At 67.8% G+C, this 16837-nt stretch carries 14 protein-coding genes; 5 read left to right on the top strand and 9 right to left on the bottom strand.

Translation table 11 applies throughout. The features are described from left to right. Positions 1 to 28: 28 nt before the first annotated feature. The 3 genes from MB1_RS18335 to ctaD form a co-directional block, all read right to left on the bottom strand. Entirely contained in the window at positions 29 to 925 is an 897-nt protein-coding gene (locus tag MB1_RS18335; RefSeq protein WP_084352126.1) for a peptidyl-tRNA hydrolase, read from the bottom strand. Beyond that, positions 922 to 2127 carry a phosphoserine phosphatase SerB gene (serB, locus tag MB1_RS18330; RefSeq protein WP_066910919.1) on the bottom strand — a complete coding sequence of 402 codons (1206 nt, stop codon included), beginning with the start codon at positions 2125 to 2127 and terminating at the stop codon, positions 922 to 924. The genes MB1_RS18335 and serB overlap by 4 nt, the downstream gene beginning before the upstream one ends. Positions 2128 to 2226: 99 nt before the next feature. After that, positions 2227 to 3978, bottom strand: a complete 1752-nt coding sequence (gene ctaD / locus MB1_RS18325) for an aa3-type cytochrome oxidase subunit I (protein WP_084352124.1) — start codon at positions 3976 to 3978, stop codon at positions 2227 to 2229. 276 nt (positions 3979 to 4254) lie between these two features. Here ctaD and MB1_RS18320 point away from each other — a divergent pair, with 276 nt between their 5' ends. After that, positions 4255 to 5298: an ABC transporter substrate-binding protein gene (locus MB1_RS18320; RefSeq protein WP_066910680.1), complete on the top strand. Its 1044-nt coding sequence runs from the start codon at positions 4255 to 4257 to the stop codon at positions 5296 to 5298. Positions 5299 to 5322: 24 nt separating this feature from the next. Continuing rightward, positions 5323 to 5799, top strand: a complete 477-nt coding sequence (locus MB1_RS18315) for an NUDIX hydrolase (protein ID WP_066910677.1) — start codon at positions 5323 to 5325, stop codon at positions 5797 to 5799. A gap of 40 nt (positions 5800 to 5839) precedes the next feature. Here the strand turns inward: MB1_RS18315 and MB1_RS18310 are convergent, their stop codons facing one another. After that, positions 5840 to 8764 (bottom strand): aminotransferase class III-fold pyridoxal phosphate-dependent enzyme, encoded by a 2925-nt coding sequence (locus MB1_RS18310; protein ID WP_066910674.1) that lies wholly within the window; start codon positions 8762 to 8764, stop codon positions 5840 to 5842. Positions 8765 to 9239: 475 nt separating this feature from the next. Here MB1_RS18310 and MB1_RS18305 point away from each other — a divergent pair, with 475 nt between their 5' ends. Both MB1_RS18305 and MB1_RS18300 read left to right on the top strand, forming a co-directional pair. Next, positions 9240 to 9734 carry a hypothetical protein gene (locus MB1_RS18305; RefSeq protein WP_245650253.1) on the top strand — a complete coding sequence of 165 codons (495 nt, stop codon included), beginning with the start codon at positions 9240 to 9242 and terminating at the stop codon, positions 9732 to 9734. Beyond that, positions 9731 to 10732: a nucleotidyl transferase AbiEii/AbiGii toxin family protein gene (locus MB1_RS18300; RefSeq protein WP_245650252.1), complete on the top strand. Its 1002-nt coding sequence runs from the start codon at positions 9731 to 9733 to the stop codon at positions 10730 to 10732. The genes MB1_RS18305 and MB1_RS18300 overlap by 4 nt, the downstream gene beginning before the upstream one ends. A gap of 124 nt (positions 10733 to 10856) precedes the next feature. Here MB1_RS18300 and nrdF read toward each other — a convergent pair whose 3' ends face one another. The 5 genes from nrdF to MB1_RS18275 form a co-directional block, all read right to left on the bottom strand. Continuing rightward, positions 10857 to 11861 (bottom strand): class 1b ribonucleoside-diphosphate reductase subunit beta, encoded by a 1005-nt coding sequence (gene nrdF, locus MB1_RS18295; RefSeq protein WP_066910668.1) that lies wholly within the window; start codon positions 11859 to 11861, stop codon positions 10857 to 10859. Positions 11862 to 11931: 70 nt separating this feature from the next. After that, the gene (gene nrdE / locus MB1_RS18290) at positions 11932 to 14094 is read right to left on the bottom strand and encodes a class 1b ribonucleoside-diphosphate reductase subunit alpha (protein WP_066910665.1); all 2163 of its coding nucleotides are present in this window, start codon (positions 14092 to 14094) and stop codon (positions 11932 to 11934) included. Positions 14095 to 14128: 34 nt separating this feature from the next. Continuing rightward, entirely contained in the window at positions 14129 to 14554 is a 426-nt protein-coding gene (nrdI, locus tag MB1_RS18285) for a class Ib ribonucleoside-diphosphate reductase assembly flavoprotein NrdI (protein ID WP_066910910.1), read from the bottom strand. A gap of 84 nt (positions 14555 to 14638) precedes the next feature. Continuing rightward, entirely contained in the window at positions 14639 to 14872 is a 234-nt protein-coding gene (gene nrdH, locus MB1_RS18280; protein WP_066910907.1) for a glutaredoxin-like protein NrdH, read from the bottom strand. Positions 14873 to 15341: 469 nt separating this feature from the next. Beyond that, positions 15342 to 15905 (bottom strand): NAD(P)H-dependent oxidoreductase, encoded by a 564-nt coding sequence (locus MB1_RS18275; RefSeq protein ID WP_066910662.1) that lies wholly within the window; start codon positions 15903 to 15905, stop codon positions 15342 to 15344. 317 nt (positions 15906 to 16222) lie between these two features. Between MB1_RS18275 and MB1_RS18270 the strand changes: the two genes are divergently transcribed. Next, entirely contained in the window at positions 16223 to 16834 is a 612-nt protein-coding gene (locus MB1_RS18270; RefSeq protein WP_066910904.1) for a TetR/AcrR family transcriptional regulator, read from the top strand. Positions 16835 to 16837 lie beyond the last annotated feature (3 nt).

Here is a 16837-nt window from a genome sequence, read left to right as displayed (position 1 = left end):
CCGAGACGAGGACCGAGGCGGCGGTCGATCAGTCGGTGGGAGGTGCGTCCGCGGTGGCGATCACCGTTCGTGCCCCCGGATCGACCTCGGTATAGCCGGCGTCGCGCACCGCGACCGCCGTTCCCGCTGTCACCCGCTGTTCGAGCTGCGCCCAGGCCGGTTCGTCGGCATACCGGACCGTGCACGGGCAACCGTCGTCGTACCAACGGTGCGCCGCTACCGGATCGAGGGTCGCGGCGATGAGCATCGACGCGTGCCCGACCTGGGCGGCGGCCTTGCCGACGGTCATGTGCAACGAGTCGCGCACCCAGAGGGTCGGCGCCCACTGTCCGTCGAGCGCGGTGCTACCGACGTCGACCGCGTCGGGAAGCGCGGTGCCGCCGATCTGGAGGCGCCCGATCCGGCGATCGACCATGCCGACCGGCCCGGGGACGAAGGCCCGCGCGGCCGCGCCGGTCGGTCCGGTGACCGTCACGCCGGGAACGGATTGGACCGCGGTCCAATGCGAGCCGCGGGCGCGCCGCGCGATCTTGCGGATCCGCCCGGACATCCACGTGGTCACCGGTTCGAACCAGTCACCGCCGGCACCCGCGGCGGGCGCCAGGCAGACCAGGATGCTCGCGCTCGCGGCCGCGGCCAGCAACTCCGGCGGCGACGGCGGGTCGACCTTGGGGATGTGCAGGACGATCGGCATGGCCCGCACCTCCGCCGGATCGTCCGGATCGGGCCGTCCGCCGTAGCCGGCCGCAACCCGCGCGAAGCGGTGGACGAAGTCGTCACTGCCATCGGCGAAATCGTCACTGCCATCGGCGAAATCGTCACTGCCATCGGCGAAGTCGTCGGGGCCATCCGGGAAGTCCGCCGGAGCCCGCCCCGGCCGATCGGCGGCCGTTTCGTCGCCGAACTTCGGGCTCGGTGCGGTCATGGGATCGGTACTCGCCGGACCAGACCTTCCTCGGCGTCGGCGGCTTCGATCTCGTCGCGGGTGACCCCGATGACGTACAGCAGGGTGTCGAGGAAGGGATGGGTCAGCGCCGCGTCGGCCACCTCGCGCAGGGCCGGCTTGGCGTTGAACGCGACGCCCAGGCCGGCAGCGGTGAGCATGTCGATGTCGTTCGCTCCGTCGCCGACGGCGATGGTCTGCTCCATCGGAATGCCGACCAGACCGGCAAATTCCCGCAGCGCTACGGCCTTGCCGGCCCGGTCGACGATCTCGCCGACCACGCGGCCGGTGAGCTTGCCGTCGATCACCTCGAGGGTATTGGCGCGCACGAAGTCGAGTTCCAGTTCGTGCGCGAGCGGGTCGATCACCTGCCGGAAGCCGCCGGACACGACACCGCAGTGGTAGCCGAGGCGACGCAGGGTGCGCAGCGTCGTGCGGGCGCCCGGGGTCAGTTCGATCCGTTCGGCGACATCGTCGATCACGGACGCGGGCAGCCCGGCGAGCGTCGCCACCCGCCGCTCGAGCGACTCGGAGAAGTCGAGTTCCCCGCGCATCGCCGCTTCGGTGACCTCGCGAACCTGCTCGCTGACTCCGGCGCATTCGGCGAGCATCTCGATGACCTCGCCCTGGATCAGGGTCGAGTCGACGTCGAAGACGATCAGGCGCTTGGCGCGGCGGGCCAGCCCGCCGCGTTCGACGGCGACGTCCACGCCCTGTTCGGCTGCCACCGCGGCCAACGCGCGCCGCATCTCGGCGTCCGCGCTGTCGGTGAGATGGCGGGCCGAGACCGACAGTTCCAGGCCGGTCACCGGGTAGTCGGCCACCCCACGGATCGTGTCGATATTGGCGCCGCGCTCGGCCATCGCCGCGGCCAACGCACTGATCGCGGTGGCGGTGACCGGGCTGCCCAGGACCACGACCGCATGGGTGGACAACGCCCGCTTACCGGGCGCGTTCGCCGCGGTTTCGATGTCGACGCGCATGCCCATCGGGCCGAGCGCCTCGGTCAACTCCCGACCGATCTCCTCGGCCGCAGCGTCGACCTCGGCCAGCACACCCAGGGTCAGGCGCCCCCGGATGACGACCTGTTCGACATCGAGCAACCGGCTGCGATACCGGGACAAGGTGCCGAACAGCACCGAGGTGACACCCGGTCGGTCAACTCCGGTCACGGTGATCAGCATCTGGTCCACTGCCCCACTGTAGGTTCCCTTCCACAGAACGGGAGCCCTCCGCCGGGTCGGCGGGAGAGCTCCCGATTCTTGTGCGTGTCGCGGCAAATACTACTTCCGCTCGGCCTCCCCGGCCGCGATGGCCTCGGTGGTGCCGTGCTTCTTGGCCGAACCGGGCCCGACGTGAGCCTCGGCTCGCATCCGCTCGACCATGTGCGGGTAGTGCAGTTCGAACGCCGGCCGCTCGGAACGAATCCGCGGCAACTCGGTGAAGTTGTGACGCGGCGGCGGGCAGCTGGTGGCCCATTCCAGGGAGTTGCCGTAGCCCCACGGATCGTCGACGGTCACAACCTCGCCGTAGCGGTAGCTCTTGAAGACGTTCCAGATGAACGGGAGCGTCGAGGCACCGAGGATGAACGCGCCGATCGTGGAGATCGTGTTCAGCGTGGTGAACCCGTCGGACGGCAGGTAGTCCGCGTAGCGACGCGGCATGCCCTCGGCGCCGAGCCAGTGCTGCACCAGGAAGGTGGTGTGGAAGCCGACCATCGTGGTCCAGAAGTGGATCCGGCCGAGCTTCTCGTCCATCAACCGGCCGGTCATCTTCGGGAACCAGAAGTAGATACCGGCGTAGGTGGCGAACACGATCGTGCCGAAGAGCACGTAGTGGAAGTGCGCGACCACGAAGTAGGTGTCCGTGACGTGGAAGTCGATCGGCGGGCTGGCGAGCAGGACGCCGGACAGACCACCCAGGAGGAAGGTGACGATGAAGCCGATGGAGAACAACATCGGTGTCTCCAGGGTTATGTGGCCCTTCCACATCGTCAGAATCCAGTTGAAGAACTTCACGCCTGTCGGTACCGCGATCAGGAAGGTCATGAACGAGAAGAACGGCAGCAGCACCGCGCCGGTCGCGTACATGTGGTGCGCCCACACGGCGATCGACAGGGCGGCGATGGCGATCGTCGCGAAGACCAGGTTCGAGTATCCGAAGATCGGCTTACGGCTGAAGACCGGGTAGATCTCCGAGACGATGCCGAAGAACGGTAGCGCGATGATGTAGACCTCGGGATGCCCGAAGAACCAGAACAGATGCTGCCAGAGCAGCACACCGCCGTTGGCCGGGTCGAACAGGTGAGCGCCGAGGTGCCGGTCGATCGCCAGACCCATCAGGGCGGCGGCGAGCAGCGGGAAGGCCAGCAGGATCAGCAGGCTGGTGATCAGGATGTTCCAGGTGAAGATCGGCATCCGGAACATCGTCATGCCGGGGGCGCGCAGGCAGATGATCGTGGTGGTGAAGTTGACGCCACCGAGGATCGTGCCGAGACCCGAGATGGTCAGACCCAGGATCCACAGGTCGGCACCGAGGCCCGGCGAGTGCAGGGAGTCCGACAGCGGGGTGTAGGCGGTCCAGCCGAAGTCGGCGGCGCCACCCGGCGTCAGGAAGCCGGCGGTGGCCATCGTGCCACCGAAGACGTACAGCCAGTAGCTGAAGGAGTTCAGTCGCGGGAAGGCGACGTCCGGTGCGCCGATCTGGAGGGGCACCAGGTAGTTCGCGAAGCCGAACACGATCGCCGTCGCGTAGAACAGCAGCATGATCGTGCCGTGCATGGTGAAGAGCTGATTGAACTGCTCGTTCGACAGGAACTGCAGTCCCGGCACCGCGAGTTCCGCACGCATCAGCAGGGCCATCAGGCCGCCGATCATGAAGAACACGAAGGATGTGAACAGGTACATCACCCCGAGATCCTTCGGATCGGTCGTGGTGATCAGTCGATAGATGAACGACCCCTTGCGCCCTACCCGATCGGGGTACGGCCGCGAGGGCGTCAGCTCGGGGACTGGCCTGGGCGCTACGGCAGTCAACGGTCCTCCTGCTAATCGTTCACCCGGTCACGCCGGGCGTTCCGCGCGGTCGCGACGTGTAAACGTCGTCCGGTACGGCACCGGGCACAGGGCTGATCCCGTCGGCGCCTCCCTGATCGTAAACCCTCCCCCTACGCTTTGCCCCCTTGGTCCTACCCAGTGTCGTAGTTGCGTCGGCGGCGGGGCCTCGGGACCGCCCGAGCCGGCCGGAGTTCGGGCGACCCGGGGGCACCGCCGGCCGCGGTCGTCGGCGGCCGACCAGTACCCTCCAGACTCATGTTCGCGCTGCGTGGCCGCCCCCGACATCGCCGTCGTTTCGTGTCGTCGGCGGGCGTCCTGCTGCTGGTCGTGGTGGCCGCGGGGTGCTCGGCCGATACGAGCAGCGACGATCCGTCGACCATCGAGGTCACCACCACGAATATCGCGGGCGCCGCGGTGCTGGGGATCGAGCGGGACACCACCGATGCCTGCCCGGCGCCGTCGACCCCGGATTCCGACCAACCGGGCGTGGTGGGCGGCGCCGCCGGGCCGGTCGAGGTCCCCGCCGATCCGGGTCGGATCCTGGTCCTGGACACCACCAGCCTGGACGCGATGTGCGCGCTCGGCATATGGGAGCGGGTGGTCGGCCTGCCCGACGGGGTGGCACGACCGGAGTATCTGGGCACCGGCATCTCCGATATCCCCACGATGGGCCCCCTCGACGGGCTCGACCTCGGCCGCATCGCAGAAGTACGGCCGGACGTGATCATCGGCTCCGGGGCGATCGACGAGGCGCTCTACCGGGAGTTGAGCGCGATCGCTCCGACCGCGGTCGTGCGGGTCGAGGGGTCCTGGCAGGCCGGCTTCCTCGAACTGGGGGCCGCGACCGGACGCCGGGACGCGTCGCTGGCGGCCCTCGACCGGTATCGCGCGGACGCGCTCGACGCCGGTAATCGGGTGATCGCCCGCAATACCCTCGCGTCGGTGGTCGAGTTCGCACCCGACTCCGCCCGCCTGCTCGGCACCGACAGCTTCGCCGGCGGTGTGCTGGCCGATATCGGGGTGCGCCGCCCCTCGATCGCCCCCACCGACACCGTCGATGTCGACACCGTCGATCCGCGGGTGGTCGACGCCGACCTGATCTGGATCATCTTCGACGGTGACGCGGGCAAGACGTTCGGCGAGTCGGTGATGCGCAGCACACCGTGGCTCGATCTGGGTGCGGTCTCCGACAATCGCACCTTCGCGGTCGACCCGCAGGTCTGGACCGGCTACGGCCCGACCGCCGCCCGGGCGATCGTCGCCGACGTGGTCGGCTCGATCGATATCTACGCGTCCTGATCCGCGCCGGTAGGCTCACCGCCGATGCCTATCCCTGACTTCATCGTCGACCTGCGCGCGCATATCGGTACCGCGGAGCTGTGGCTCAGCGGCGTCAGTGCGGTGGTGATCGATCACGACGGCCGGATCCTGCTGGCCCGCCGCGCCGACAACAACCTGTGGGCGGTGATCTCCGGGATTCTCGAACCTGGCGAGGAGCCCGCGACCGCCGTCGTCCGCGAGGTTGCCGAGGAGACCGGTCTGACGGTCCGGGTCGATCGATTGACGAGCGTCGATGTGACCGCGACGAACATCTACCCGAACGGTGATCGCACCCGCTTCCTCGATCTGTGCTTCCTGGCGCATCCGCTCGGCAGCACCGACGCGCGGGTCAACGACGACGAGAACCTCGAGGTGCGCTGGTTCTCCCCCGACGATCTGCCCGCCGATATGACCGAGACGTCGGTGCTGCGCATCGAGAAGGCGCTCGCGGGCGACGAACGGGCGTGGTTCCGCACCTGAGCGGGCCGGCCGGGCGCGGCGAACCCCGCCCGGCCGTACGTCACTCCCCCGTCGGCGCCAGGTCCGGCCCGCCGAGCACGGCGTCCAGCGCGGCGGCGAATGCCCGCGCATCGTCGATCGAGAAGGTCAGCGGCGGCTTGACCTTCAGCACGTTCTGCCGTTCGGACGCGGGCTGCACGATGATGCCGTGGTCGAGCAGCCGGCGCGAGACCTCGGCGGCCTCCCGACCGGCCGGCTCCCGGGTCTCCCGATTACGCACCAGTTCGACCCCCATATAGAGGCCGGTGCCGTGTACGGCGCCGATCAGCGGGCGCCGCCGCGCCACATCCTCGAGCAGACCCTTCAGATGCGCGCCCACCCGCGCGGCGTTGTCCTGCAACCGCTCGTCGCGGATCACGTCGAGCACCACCGAGCCGGCGACCGCACTGGCCGGCGCGCCGGCGGCGGACGAGAAGAACATGCCCTCGCGGGCCAGGGCGTCGACGATCTCGCGGCGGGTGATCACCGCGCCGAACGGGAAGGCGTTGCCCGCCGCCTTGGCGGTCGCGATGATGTCCGGCACCGCTCCCAACATCGTCGACCCCCAGAACGCGGCACCCAACCGGCCGTAGCCGACCTGCACCTCGTCGGCGATCGCGAGCCCGCCGGCGGCCCGGACCGCGTCGTAGGCCGCGGCGAGGTAGCCGTCGGGCGGGATCACTCCCCCGGCGTTGCCGAGGACCGGTTCGCTGAGGAACGCGGCCACGCCGGCGCCCTCGTCGCCGAGTCGGGCGGCGAGCTGCGCGACCTGTGCGGCGTAGCGGGCGCCGGCGTCGGGGCCGCGGAAGGGCCCGCGATAGGCGTTGGGAGCGTCGACCAGGTGCACCCAGTCCGGGCGGGAGGCCAGGGCGTTCGGATTGTCGAAGACCGACGTGCTCACCGCGTCCGCTCCCGTGGTCCACCCGTGATAGGCCTCCCGCAGGGCGATCACGTCCCGGCGGCCGGTAGCCACCCGGGCCAGTCGCAGCGCGAGTTCGATCGCCTCCGAACCGCTGTTGACCGGGATGACGACGTCCAGGGACGGGTCGGGCGAGTGCGCGAGCAGCTTGTCGGCCAGATCGGCGTACGCCTGGTAAAGGAATCGGGAATTGGTGTTGAGCACGTGCATCTGGCGCCCGACGGCGTCGGCCAGGCGCGGGTGCGAATGTCCGATCGCGGTGACGTTGTTGACCAGGTCGAGGTAGGCGCGGCCCTGCGTCGAGACCAGCCGGGTCCCCCAGCCCCGCTCGAACTGGGGCGGGTCGTCGTAGAACCGTTCGGCGGCGCTGCCGAGCACTCGGTCGCGTCGGCGCTGCTGATCGCGGGTGGCGAGCACGGGATCGGCGACCGACGAGATCCCCAGCAGCGGTGAGGGATCCGCGGCGCCGTCGGTTTCGTACTCCCCCTCGGCGCCGGTGAACGATGCGTCGGCCGGCGCGTCGAGGATGCGCCGCGTCACCCGCAGCCGTCCGACGCCGGGCGCCGCGGCGGCCACGTGGCCCAGCGACTGTCCGCCGTCCACCGGTCCGGTCGCGGGCGCCTCGACGCCGTCGATGCGCAGCGTGATGCCGGCGGCGGTCAGCTCGACCGCGTCGCCGTCGGCACGAGCCTCGCCCGCGAACGGGGCGCGCACGACCACGCCCGGCCGGGTCCACAGTTCGACCAGTCGGGCACGGGCCGGTGCGGGGGTCGAGACGTCCCAGGCGACCCGGGTCAGGCGGGTCTCTCCGAAGCGGAAGATCGCGGCGCCCGATCCGGCGGCCGCGCGGGCCAGAGCGTCCTCGGTGGCCGGGTCGGTCCATTCACCACGGTCCAGCAGGGGGCTGCGCACCTCGAGATCGACCACCGCCGCCACGTCGAGGCCGTCGATCAGCGGTACGTAGGGCGGGATGTCCGCACGGTGCGGCAGCCCGACGGCCACCCGCAGCTGCGCGGCGACCTGTTCGGCGTCCAGGTCGGCGGACCGCACGAACAGATTCCATTCGTGCTGCATGCGCACCCGGGCGTATTCGTTGCCCGGATCGATCTGCTGCTGGCTCCACCCGCTGACCGCGAGCACGGCGCCGCGCAGCACGACCATCGGCCAGATCGCGTCGATCTCGCTGTCCGACAACGGCATCACGGCGGCGTACCCGCGCACGACGCGTCCGGTGATCGCGAGGCTTCCGGTGCGCCCGAAGACGTCGGCGGCGAGGATCGCCAGATCCGCCACGCGCCACGAGTCGACCGCGTCGCCGAGGTCGATCACCCAGAGCCGCCCCGAGGCGTCGACCATGACATTGTCGGTGGTCAGGTCGCCGTGGATGAGTTGGCGGGGCAGGTCGTCGCGCAGCCGCTCGAGCGCACTCCACGCCGCTTCGGCTCGGGCGATCACGATGGCGCGCTCCGCGTCGGGGACGCTGGGCGCGAGCGTGGTGACCACCTCGGCGGCCTGCCCCATCTCCCACTGCAGGTTCCGGTTCGCGGCCGGTCGGTGCACCGGTGCCAGTGCGGCATCGGTGCGGGCGCACAGTCGGCCGAGTTCCTCGGCGCGCGCGCCGGTCAGGTCGCCCGCGTCGAGCAGGGACTGACCCGACACCACCTCGAAGGCGCATACCCACGACGAGGTGTCCTCTCCGAGCGGCAGCCCGAACCGCCGCTCGCCGTCGACGGTGGGTACCACCGCCGGCGTGGTCACCCCGGCGGCCAGCAGGGTGTCGGAGACGACGAACTGCAGGTCGAGCTCGTCCTCGGAGATCGACGGGTGATTGATCTTGAGCATGATGCCGCCGGTCGGCGCGCCGCTGCCGGCGCCCGTCGGGACGATGCGGTAGTTGCGGTCCTGCTGGCTGCCGAGTTCGGTGACGTCGCCGAGCACGCCGTAGCGCTCCCGGGCGATCGTCGCGGCTCGCTCCCCGTCGACGTTCGGACGTGCTCGCAGCCAGTCGGTGTTCGCTGTGTCGGCCATGGGCGATCCTCCTCGAGTCCGATTCATTCCGCGTTCCAGACCCGAAGCACTCCGCCTTCGGGCGAAGCCGCGCGGGATTGAGTCTGCCGGACGAACAGCCTCCGGGGAGCGTGTATCCGATCGCGGTACGTCGATGCGATGACCACCTCTTCGACATCGAGGCCCTCCCTGTCGACAGCCAAGGGCATACCGCAGCTTCTCGTTGCGTTATGTAGAGTGAATTAAGCAGGTTCTCGTATCCAAATGCCTCGAGGAGAACGTGATGACAACTTCGCTCGCGCCCCGGCGCAATTTCAAGGGAGCTGCCGATTCCCGGCGTTCGGTGCTTGCCTCTCGGGAACGTTTCTGGAAGCCGAGCGACCTCGCACTGCCCGCCTCAACCGCGCACCACCTGCTCGGGGAACTGGAGGATCGAGGCGAGCTTCGACGTGTGCGGCGCGGTCTCTATTGGCGCGGCACAAGAACGCCGTTGGGCATGGCTCCTCCTTCGACCGAGCGGCTCGTCGAGGCTCTCGCTCCCGGCCCCGGGGTCGGCCCGGCCGGCCTGTCTGCGGCGAACCTGCTACATCTGTCGACCCAGATCCCCCGCCGTGCGCTGGTGGCTGTTCCCGAACGAGCACCATCGGATACCGGATCGGTCGCGTTCGTCTCCCGGGCGGCACGCAACGGCCGGACGACAGCTGGATTGAGTGCCGTCGAGGTTGCCGCACTCGAAGTCCTCGAGGCGTGGCAGAACGTGCTCGAGGTCACTCCGACAGAGGCCGTTGCGCGGCTCGCCGATCTACTGCGCTCCGAGTCACTCAGGGCCGACCGGATGGTTCGGGCCTCGGCCACCGAACCGGGACGCACCCGCGCCCGACTCGCCGCCTTGCTGACGGCAGCTGGAATGGACGACCTCGCAGACCGGGTTCCAACGCCCGATCCCCGCACACGCCGGCAGGCTCTCGCCCCCCTGGGAGTCGAGGCGTGACCGATTCCCTATCCGCTGCGAGGCTGTGGCGGGACGACGATCCGGAGGTTTTCCGCGGCACTATCCTCATTGCGGCGGAACGCCTTGGCGTGCAGCCACTCGCGATCGAGAAGGACTATTGGGTGTGCGAAGCGCTACGCGCGATTACTACCGTGCATGTGGGAGAGGTCGTCTTCAAGGGCGGAACAAGCCTGGAAAAGCTGCGGATCATCCGTCGATTCTCCGAAGATCTCGACCTACTCGTCATCGGCCGATACCCGTCGGTGAACGCCGAGAAGCGCGCACTGCGGCACCTTCTCGACACCGCAGCCAAGGTGACCGGGACAGATCCGACCGACGTCAGGGCGGGCGGTAGCTCCGGGTCCTTCCACCGATCCGGCTACCTCGGCCCGCCGTTGGCACACCGTGGGGAGTCCGGCACGATCGCCGACCCCGCCGCGATTCTCGTGGAACTCGGTCAGTCCGGTGGACCGAATCCGCACTCCGACTACCCCATTACCTCACTCCTGTCCCGGGAGTTGAGGAAGGCGGACTTCGACGCGGACGCATGGCCCGACCTCGCCTCCTTCACCGTGCCGATCCTGCACCCCGGCCGGACACTGTTGGAAAAGCTGCTGCGGGTGAACAACTTCACTGCCTCCCCCGACACCGTTGCCGGGCCGCACGGCTGGCCGCGCATCGGCCGCCAGTTCTACGACATCTACGCGCTTCTGCGCGACCCCACCGTACGAGAGCTACTCGCCGACAAGGCATTGGTCACCAACATCTTGTTCAGCGCCAGAAAGGTATCGGACGCTTTCGGCAAGCCCGACCTTCCGACGCCTGTTGGAGGGTTCGCCGAATCGCCGGCGTTCGACCCGCACTCACCGTTCGCGAATCGTCTCCGCGCCGCGCACGACAACGCCATGCAGGACTTGTACTACGGCGCCGAAGCACCGCCGAGCTTCGATGAGGTGCTCGCCCTGGTTCACTCGGACGCCAACCTGCTCGACTGCTGACCATCGGCCATCCGGCCGCCCGCCATCCCGACGAGCAGCCTCGTGTTGGCGGGAACGAGAAAGGCCCGGACCTGCATCGATCTGCAGATCCGAGCCTCCCGGTAGGGCGCGTGCGCCCGGGACGTCAGAAGTCCCAGTCCTCGTCCTCGGTGTTGACCGCCTTGCCGATGACGTAGGAGCTGCCCGAGCCGGAGAAGAAGTCGTGATTCTCGTCGGCGTTCGGCGAGAGGGCCGACAGGATCGCCGGATTCACCGTCGCCTCGTCGGACGGGAACATCGCCTCGTAGCCGAGGTTCATCAGCGCCTTGTTCGCGTTGTAGCGCAGGAACTTCTTGACGTCCTCGGACAGGCCGACCTCGTCGTAGAGGTCGCTGGTGTAGTCGACCTCGTTGTCGTACAGCTCGAACAGCAGCTCGAAGGTGTAGTCCTTCAGCTCGTCGCGCCGCTCCTGGCTCAGGGTCTCGAGGCCGCGCTGGTACTTGTAGCCGATGTAGTAACCGTGCACCGCCTCGTCGCGGATGATCAGCCGGATCAGGTCGGCGGTGTTGGTCAGCTTGGCCCGCGACGACCAGTACATCGGCAGGTAGAAGCCCGAGTAGAAGAGGAACGACTCGAGCAGGGTCGAGGCGACCTTCTTCTTGAGCGGGTCGTCACCGCGGTAGAAGTCCAGGACGATCTGCGCCTTGCGCTGGAGGTTCTCGTTCTCCTCCGACCAGCGGAAGGCGTCGTCGATCTCGCGGGTGGAGCACAGCGTCGAGAAGATCGAGCTGTAGCTCTTGGCGTGCACCGACTCCATGAACGCGATGTTGGTGTACACCGCCTCCTCGTGCGGGGTGAGCGCATCCGGGATCAGGCTGACCGCGCCGACGGTGCCCTGAATGGTATCCAGCAGCGTCAGGCCGGTGAAAACCCGCATAGTCAGCTGCTTTTCGTATGCGGTCAGGGTGTTCCACGACGGGATGTCGTTCGACACCGGCACCTTTTCGGGCAGCCAGAAGTTGCCGGTCAGGCGGTCCCAGACCTCGGCATCCTTCTCGTCGGGTACCCGGTTCCAGTTGATCGCCGTCACCCGGTCGATCAGCTTCACCCGATTGTGGGCAGCCGGGGAGTGGGGAACGCTCGTGCTCATCGCTGAAACCTCGTAACCGTGGGGACGGGCGGACACGTGACTGCCGGTCGGGTGCCGGCTGCGGTGGCGGTCACAGCATGCACGACACGCAACCCTCCACCTCGGTGCCTTCCAGGGCCATCTGCCGCAGTCGGATGTAGTAGAGCGTCTTGATTCCCTTGCGCCAGGCGTAGATCTGCGCCTTGTTCAGGTCGCGCGTGGTGGCGGTGTCCTTGAAGAACAGCGTCAGCGACAGCCCCTGGTCCACGTGCTGGGTGGCCGCGGCGTAGGTGTCGATGATCTTCTCGTAGCCGATCTCGTACGCGTCCTCGAAGTATTCGAGGTTGTCGTTGGTCATATAGGGCGCCGGGTAGTAGACGCGCCCGATCTTGCCTTCCTTGCGGATCTCGATCTTCGACGCCACCGGGTGGATCGACGAGGTGGAGTGGTTGATGTACGAGATCGAGCCGGTCGGCGGGACCGCCTGCAGGTTGCGGTTGTACAGGCCGCCTTCGCGGATGTCGTCGCGCAGCGTCACCCAGTCGTCGACGGTCGGGATGGCGATGTTCGCGTCGGCGAACAGCGTGCGCACCCGCTCGGTCGCCGGCTCCCAGGTCTTGTCGATGTACTTGTCGAAGAACTCCCCCGACGCATACGCCGACTTCTCGAAGCCGACGAACGAACTGCCGCGTTCGCGGGCGATCCGGTTCGAGGCGCGCAGCGCGTGGAACAGCACGGTGTAGAAGTAGATATTGGTGAAGTCCACCCCCTCCTCCGAGCCGTAGTGGATCCGCTCGCGGGCGAGGAAGCCGTGCAGGTTCATCTGGCCCAGGCCGATGGCGTGGGATTCGTTGTTGCCCCGCTCGATCGAGGGCACCGAGTCGATATGCGTCTGGTCGGAGACGGCGGTCAGACCGCGGATGGCCAGCTCGACGGTCTGCGCGAAGTCCGGCGAATCCACCGCCTTGGCGATGTTCATCGAGCCGAGGTTGCACGAGATATCGCTGCCCACATGGGAATAGGACAGATCGTCGTTGTACTCGGACGGGGTGGAGACCTGCAGGATCTCCGAGCACAGGTTCGAGTGGGTCACCTTGCCCGCGATCGGGTTCGCCCGATTCACGGTGTCCTCGAACATGATGTACGGGTACCCGGACTCGAACTGCAGCTCGGCGATGGTCTGGAAGAACTCGCGGGCCTTGATCTTGGTCTTGCGGATCCGCTTGTCGTCGACCATCTCGTAGTACTTCTCGGTGACGTCGATGTCGGCGAAGGGCTTGCCGTAGATGCGCTCGACGTCGTACGGCGAGAACAGGTACATGTCGTCGTTGCGCTTGGCCAGCTCGAAGGTGATGTCCGGGATCACGACGCCCAGCGACAGCGTCTTGATGCGGATCTTCTCGTCGGCGTTCTCGCGCTTGGTGTCGAGGAAGCGGTAGATGTCCGGGTGGTGGGCGTGTAGGTAGACCGCGCCCGCGCCCTGCCGCGCTCCGAGCTGGTTGGCGTAGGAGAACGAGTCCTCGAGCAGCTTCATGATCGGGATGACGCCGGAGCTCTGGTTCTCGATCCGCTTGATCGGCGCTCCGGATTCGCGAATATTGCTCAGCAGCAGGGCAACTCCGCCGCCACGCTTCGACAGCTGGAGGGCGGAGTTGATCGCGCGACCGATCGACTCCATGTTGTCCTCGATGCGCAGCAGGAAGCAGGAGACCGGCTCGCCGCGCTGCTTCTTGCCGGAGTTGAGGAAGGTCGGCGTCGCGGGCTGGAAGCGGCCGGTGATGATCTCGTCGACCAGGCCGGTGGCCAGGTCCTCGTCACCGGCGGCCAGGGTCAGCGCGACCATGCAGACCCGGTCCTCGAACCGCTCCAGGTAACGCTTTCCGTCGAACGTCTTCAGCGTGTACGAGGTGTAGTACTTGAACGCCCCGAGGAAGGTCGGGAAGCGGAACTTCTTGGTATAGGCGTGCTCGAAGAGACGCTTGACGAAGTCGCGCGAATACTGGTCGAGGACCTCGGTCTCGTAGTAGTTCTCCTCGACCAGATAGTCGAGCTTCTCGTCCAGATTGTGGAAGAAGACCGTGTTCTGGTTGACGTGCTGCAGGAAATACTGCCGAGCCGCGGCGCGATCCTTGTCGAACTGGATCTCACCATTGGGTCCGTAGAGATTCAGCATCGCGTTGAGCGCGTGGTAGTCCAGATCGGAGTCTTCGTCGAGATGCCGCCCGGCGGAGGGCTGGATGACGGTCGAAACCATGGTGAGTCCTAGAAGTTCGAAGGCGAAAGAGGTATTAACGAGCGCCGACACCGGAGTCGACGCCGGCCCAGAACCGGGCGAGACCCTGCCGCACCCGAACCACATCGTCCGGTGTGCCCATCAGCTCGAAACGGTAAAGAAATGGGACCTCGCACTTGCGCGCGATAATGTCGCCGGCGATGCAGAAGGATTCACCGAAGTTGGTATTTCCCGCCGCGATCACCCCCCGGATGAGCGATCGGTTGTGTACGTCGTTGAGAAAACGAATCACCTGCCGAGGAACGTGCTTGCGATCCCTGCCGTTCGGGGTGAGGCCACCGCCGTAGGTCGGCACGATCAACACATAGGGCTCGGCGACGCGAATCGACTCGGCCTCACGAATCGGGATACGGCGGGCGGGGAGCTCCAACTTCTGGACGAAACGGTGCGTATTGGCGGATGTCGACGAAAAGTAAACGATCCGCTCCGCTGCCCGCTCGTCGAGATTCCCCGTCTCGATACTCACCCGCCACCGCCTCCCCGTTTCGGATCGAGGCAGCCCGTGTCAGGCCGCCGATGCCACCAATGCCCGGATGCGGTCGGGGCGGAAGCCCGACCAGTGGTCGTCGCCGGCCACCACGATCGGCGCCTGCAGGTGCCCGAGGGCCATCACGTAGTCACGCGCCTCGTCATCCTCGGTGATATCGATGACCGCGTACTCGATGCCTTCCTTGTCGAGGGCACGGTACGTCGCCTTGCACTGCATGCAGGCGGGCTTGGTGTAGACGGTGACAGTCATGGATCTTCCCCAATCCGTGAGCGCGATGTCGATCGACGGGCGACCGATCGCTGTGTCGTTATCGGGCACCGAAATCGGTGTCCCACCCTTCCCCAACTCACGTCGCCGAGGCTTCCGTTTCCGGCTTCCCACCTCGTGGTGCGTGAGTTGCGGATCGGGCTGTTGGCAACGGGGTAGACACTACACCTAGTGGCCGACAAGACAAGCGACCACAACGCGTTGTGTCACACGGATGTAGTTCCGAGCACGTAATCCAAGGTGGGCGGCCCGCCCGCCCGGCGATTGCCGGCGTGTTGCGGCCCGTCGGGCGTGTCGCCGCGCGGATCGGCGGATCCCGTCGCCCGAGGGCCCCGAAACGGCCGCGCAGCGCCCCGTGGAGGCGCCTGCGGGCGGGCTGTGCACCATACCCCGGAATACGACCGTGCCCCGCCCGGCGGACCGGACGGGGCACGAACGAAGCGGTTGGTGATCAGACCGCGGCGGGGGCCTCGACGCGCAGCAGATCGGTCACCAGCGTGCCGATGTTGGCGACAACCTCGCCGTGCTCGCGCGGGTGGATGCCGTCGAACAGCTCACCGGTCGGGCCGAGCTCCAGGCGCAGCTCCTCGGAGACCAGCGCGCCGGCGACCTCGGCCGAACGGCGGGTATCGGCGTTGGCCCACTGGCCGCCGCGACCGCTGATCGAATGCGAGATCACCGCGACCGGCTTGCCCTTGAGGGCGCCGGCGCCGTAGGGCCGCGAGCCCCAGTCGATGACGTTCTTCAGGACGGCCGGGATTGTGCCGTTGTACTCGGGGGTGACGACCAGCACGGCATCCGCGTCGGCGATCGTCGCGCGCACATCGGCAACCGCGGCCGGCAGCGCGTCCGCGTTGTCGGTCTCCTCGGAGTAGAAGGGCAGGTTCTCGAGCCCGTCGCGCACCTCGAGCACGACGCCGGCGGGCGAGTTCTCCACCGCGGCCTCGGCGATCTGCTTGCTGACCGACTGATCCCGCAGACTCCCGATCAGTACGACTACCTTGGCATCCGACATCGTTCCCACCCTTTACATCGCTTGACAGTTCACATTCGGCATTCCGACCGCGCCGTTGCGCTCGCATGCTCTTGGTCGAGATCTTAAACGGACTCTAGTCCGATTACATTCCCGGCGGTAGGGTTGCGACTGTGACGAGCATTTCGCCATCGACCGGGAACAAAACGACGACGGGGCCCGACGCGTCGGCCGACGAGCCCCCGTCGGCACCGGACGCGGCCGGCGAACGTGCCTGTCCCGAGCCCGACGGCCCCGCCCGTCCCGGGCACGACACCCCCGCCCGTCCCGGGCACGACACCCCCGCCTCTCCCCGACCGATCAAGGCCCTGCCGGTGCTGCAGGCGGCAACCCCGCAACGCTCCGATGCATCGCGCAACCGCCGCCTGCTGTTGGAGGCGGCCGCCGCCCTGGTCGAGGAGGTCGGCGTCGACCGGCTCAGCACCGACGCGGTCGCTCAGCGGGCCGGTGTCGGCAAGGGCACCGTCTTCCGGCATTTCGGCAGCCGGTCCGGGCTGATGCTCGAACTGCTCGATCACTCCGAGCGTCATTTCCAGAATGCCTACATGTTCGGCCCCGCGCCGCTGGGTCCGCCGGCCGATCCGCGCACCCGGCTGCTCGCCTTCGGCCCGGCCCGCCTCGCGCTGGTCGAGGTGCAGGCCCGCGTCCAGCAGGCCGTCGAGCAGTCCTCGGAGATGCGCTTCACCGCGCCGCCCTATCTCCTGGCGATCCGCCATCTGTCGATCCTGCTGCGCGACGCGGGCGTGGTCGGCGACGTCGAACCGCTGGCCTATGCCCTGATGAGTCCCCTGGAGGCGGGTCTGGTGCTGCACCAGACCGAGCGCCTCGGCATGTCGATCGACCACATCGGGGCGGCCTGGATCGACCTGGCGAGCGGCATCCTCGACGTCCGGGCGACCGACCGCGGCTGAGCC

This window comes from Millisia brevis NBRC 105863 (assembly GCF_001552615.1).
Classification (GTDB): Bacteria; Actinomycetota; Actinomycetes; order Mycobacteriales; family Mycobacteriaceae; genus Millisia; species Millisia brevis.
The sequence above is the reverse complement of the archived record's forward strand: the minus strand, read 5'-3'. Positions and strand labels throughout refer to the sequence as shown.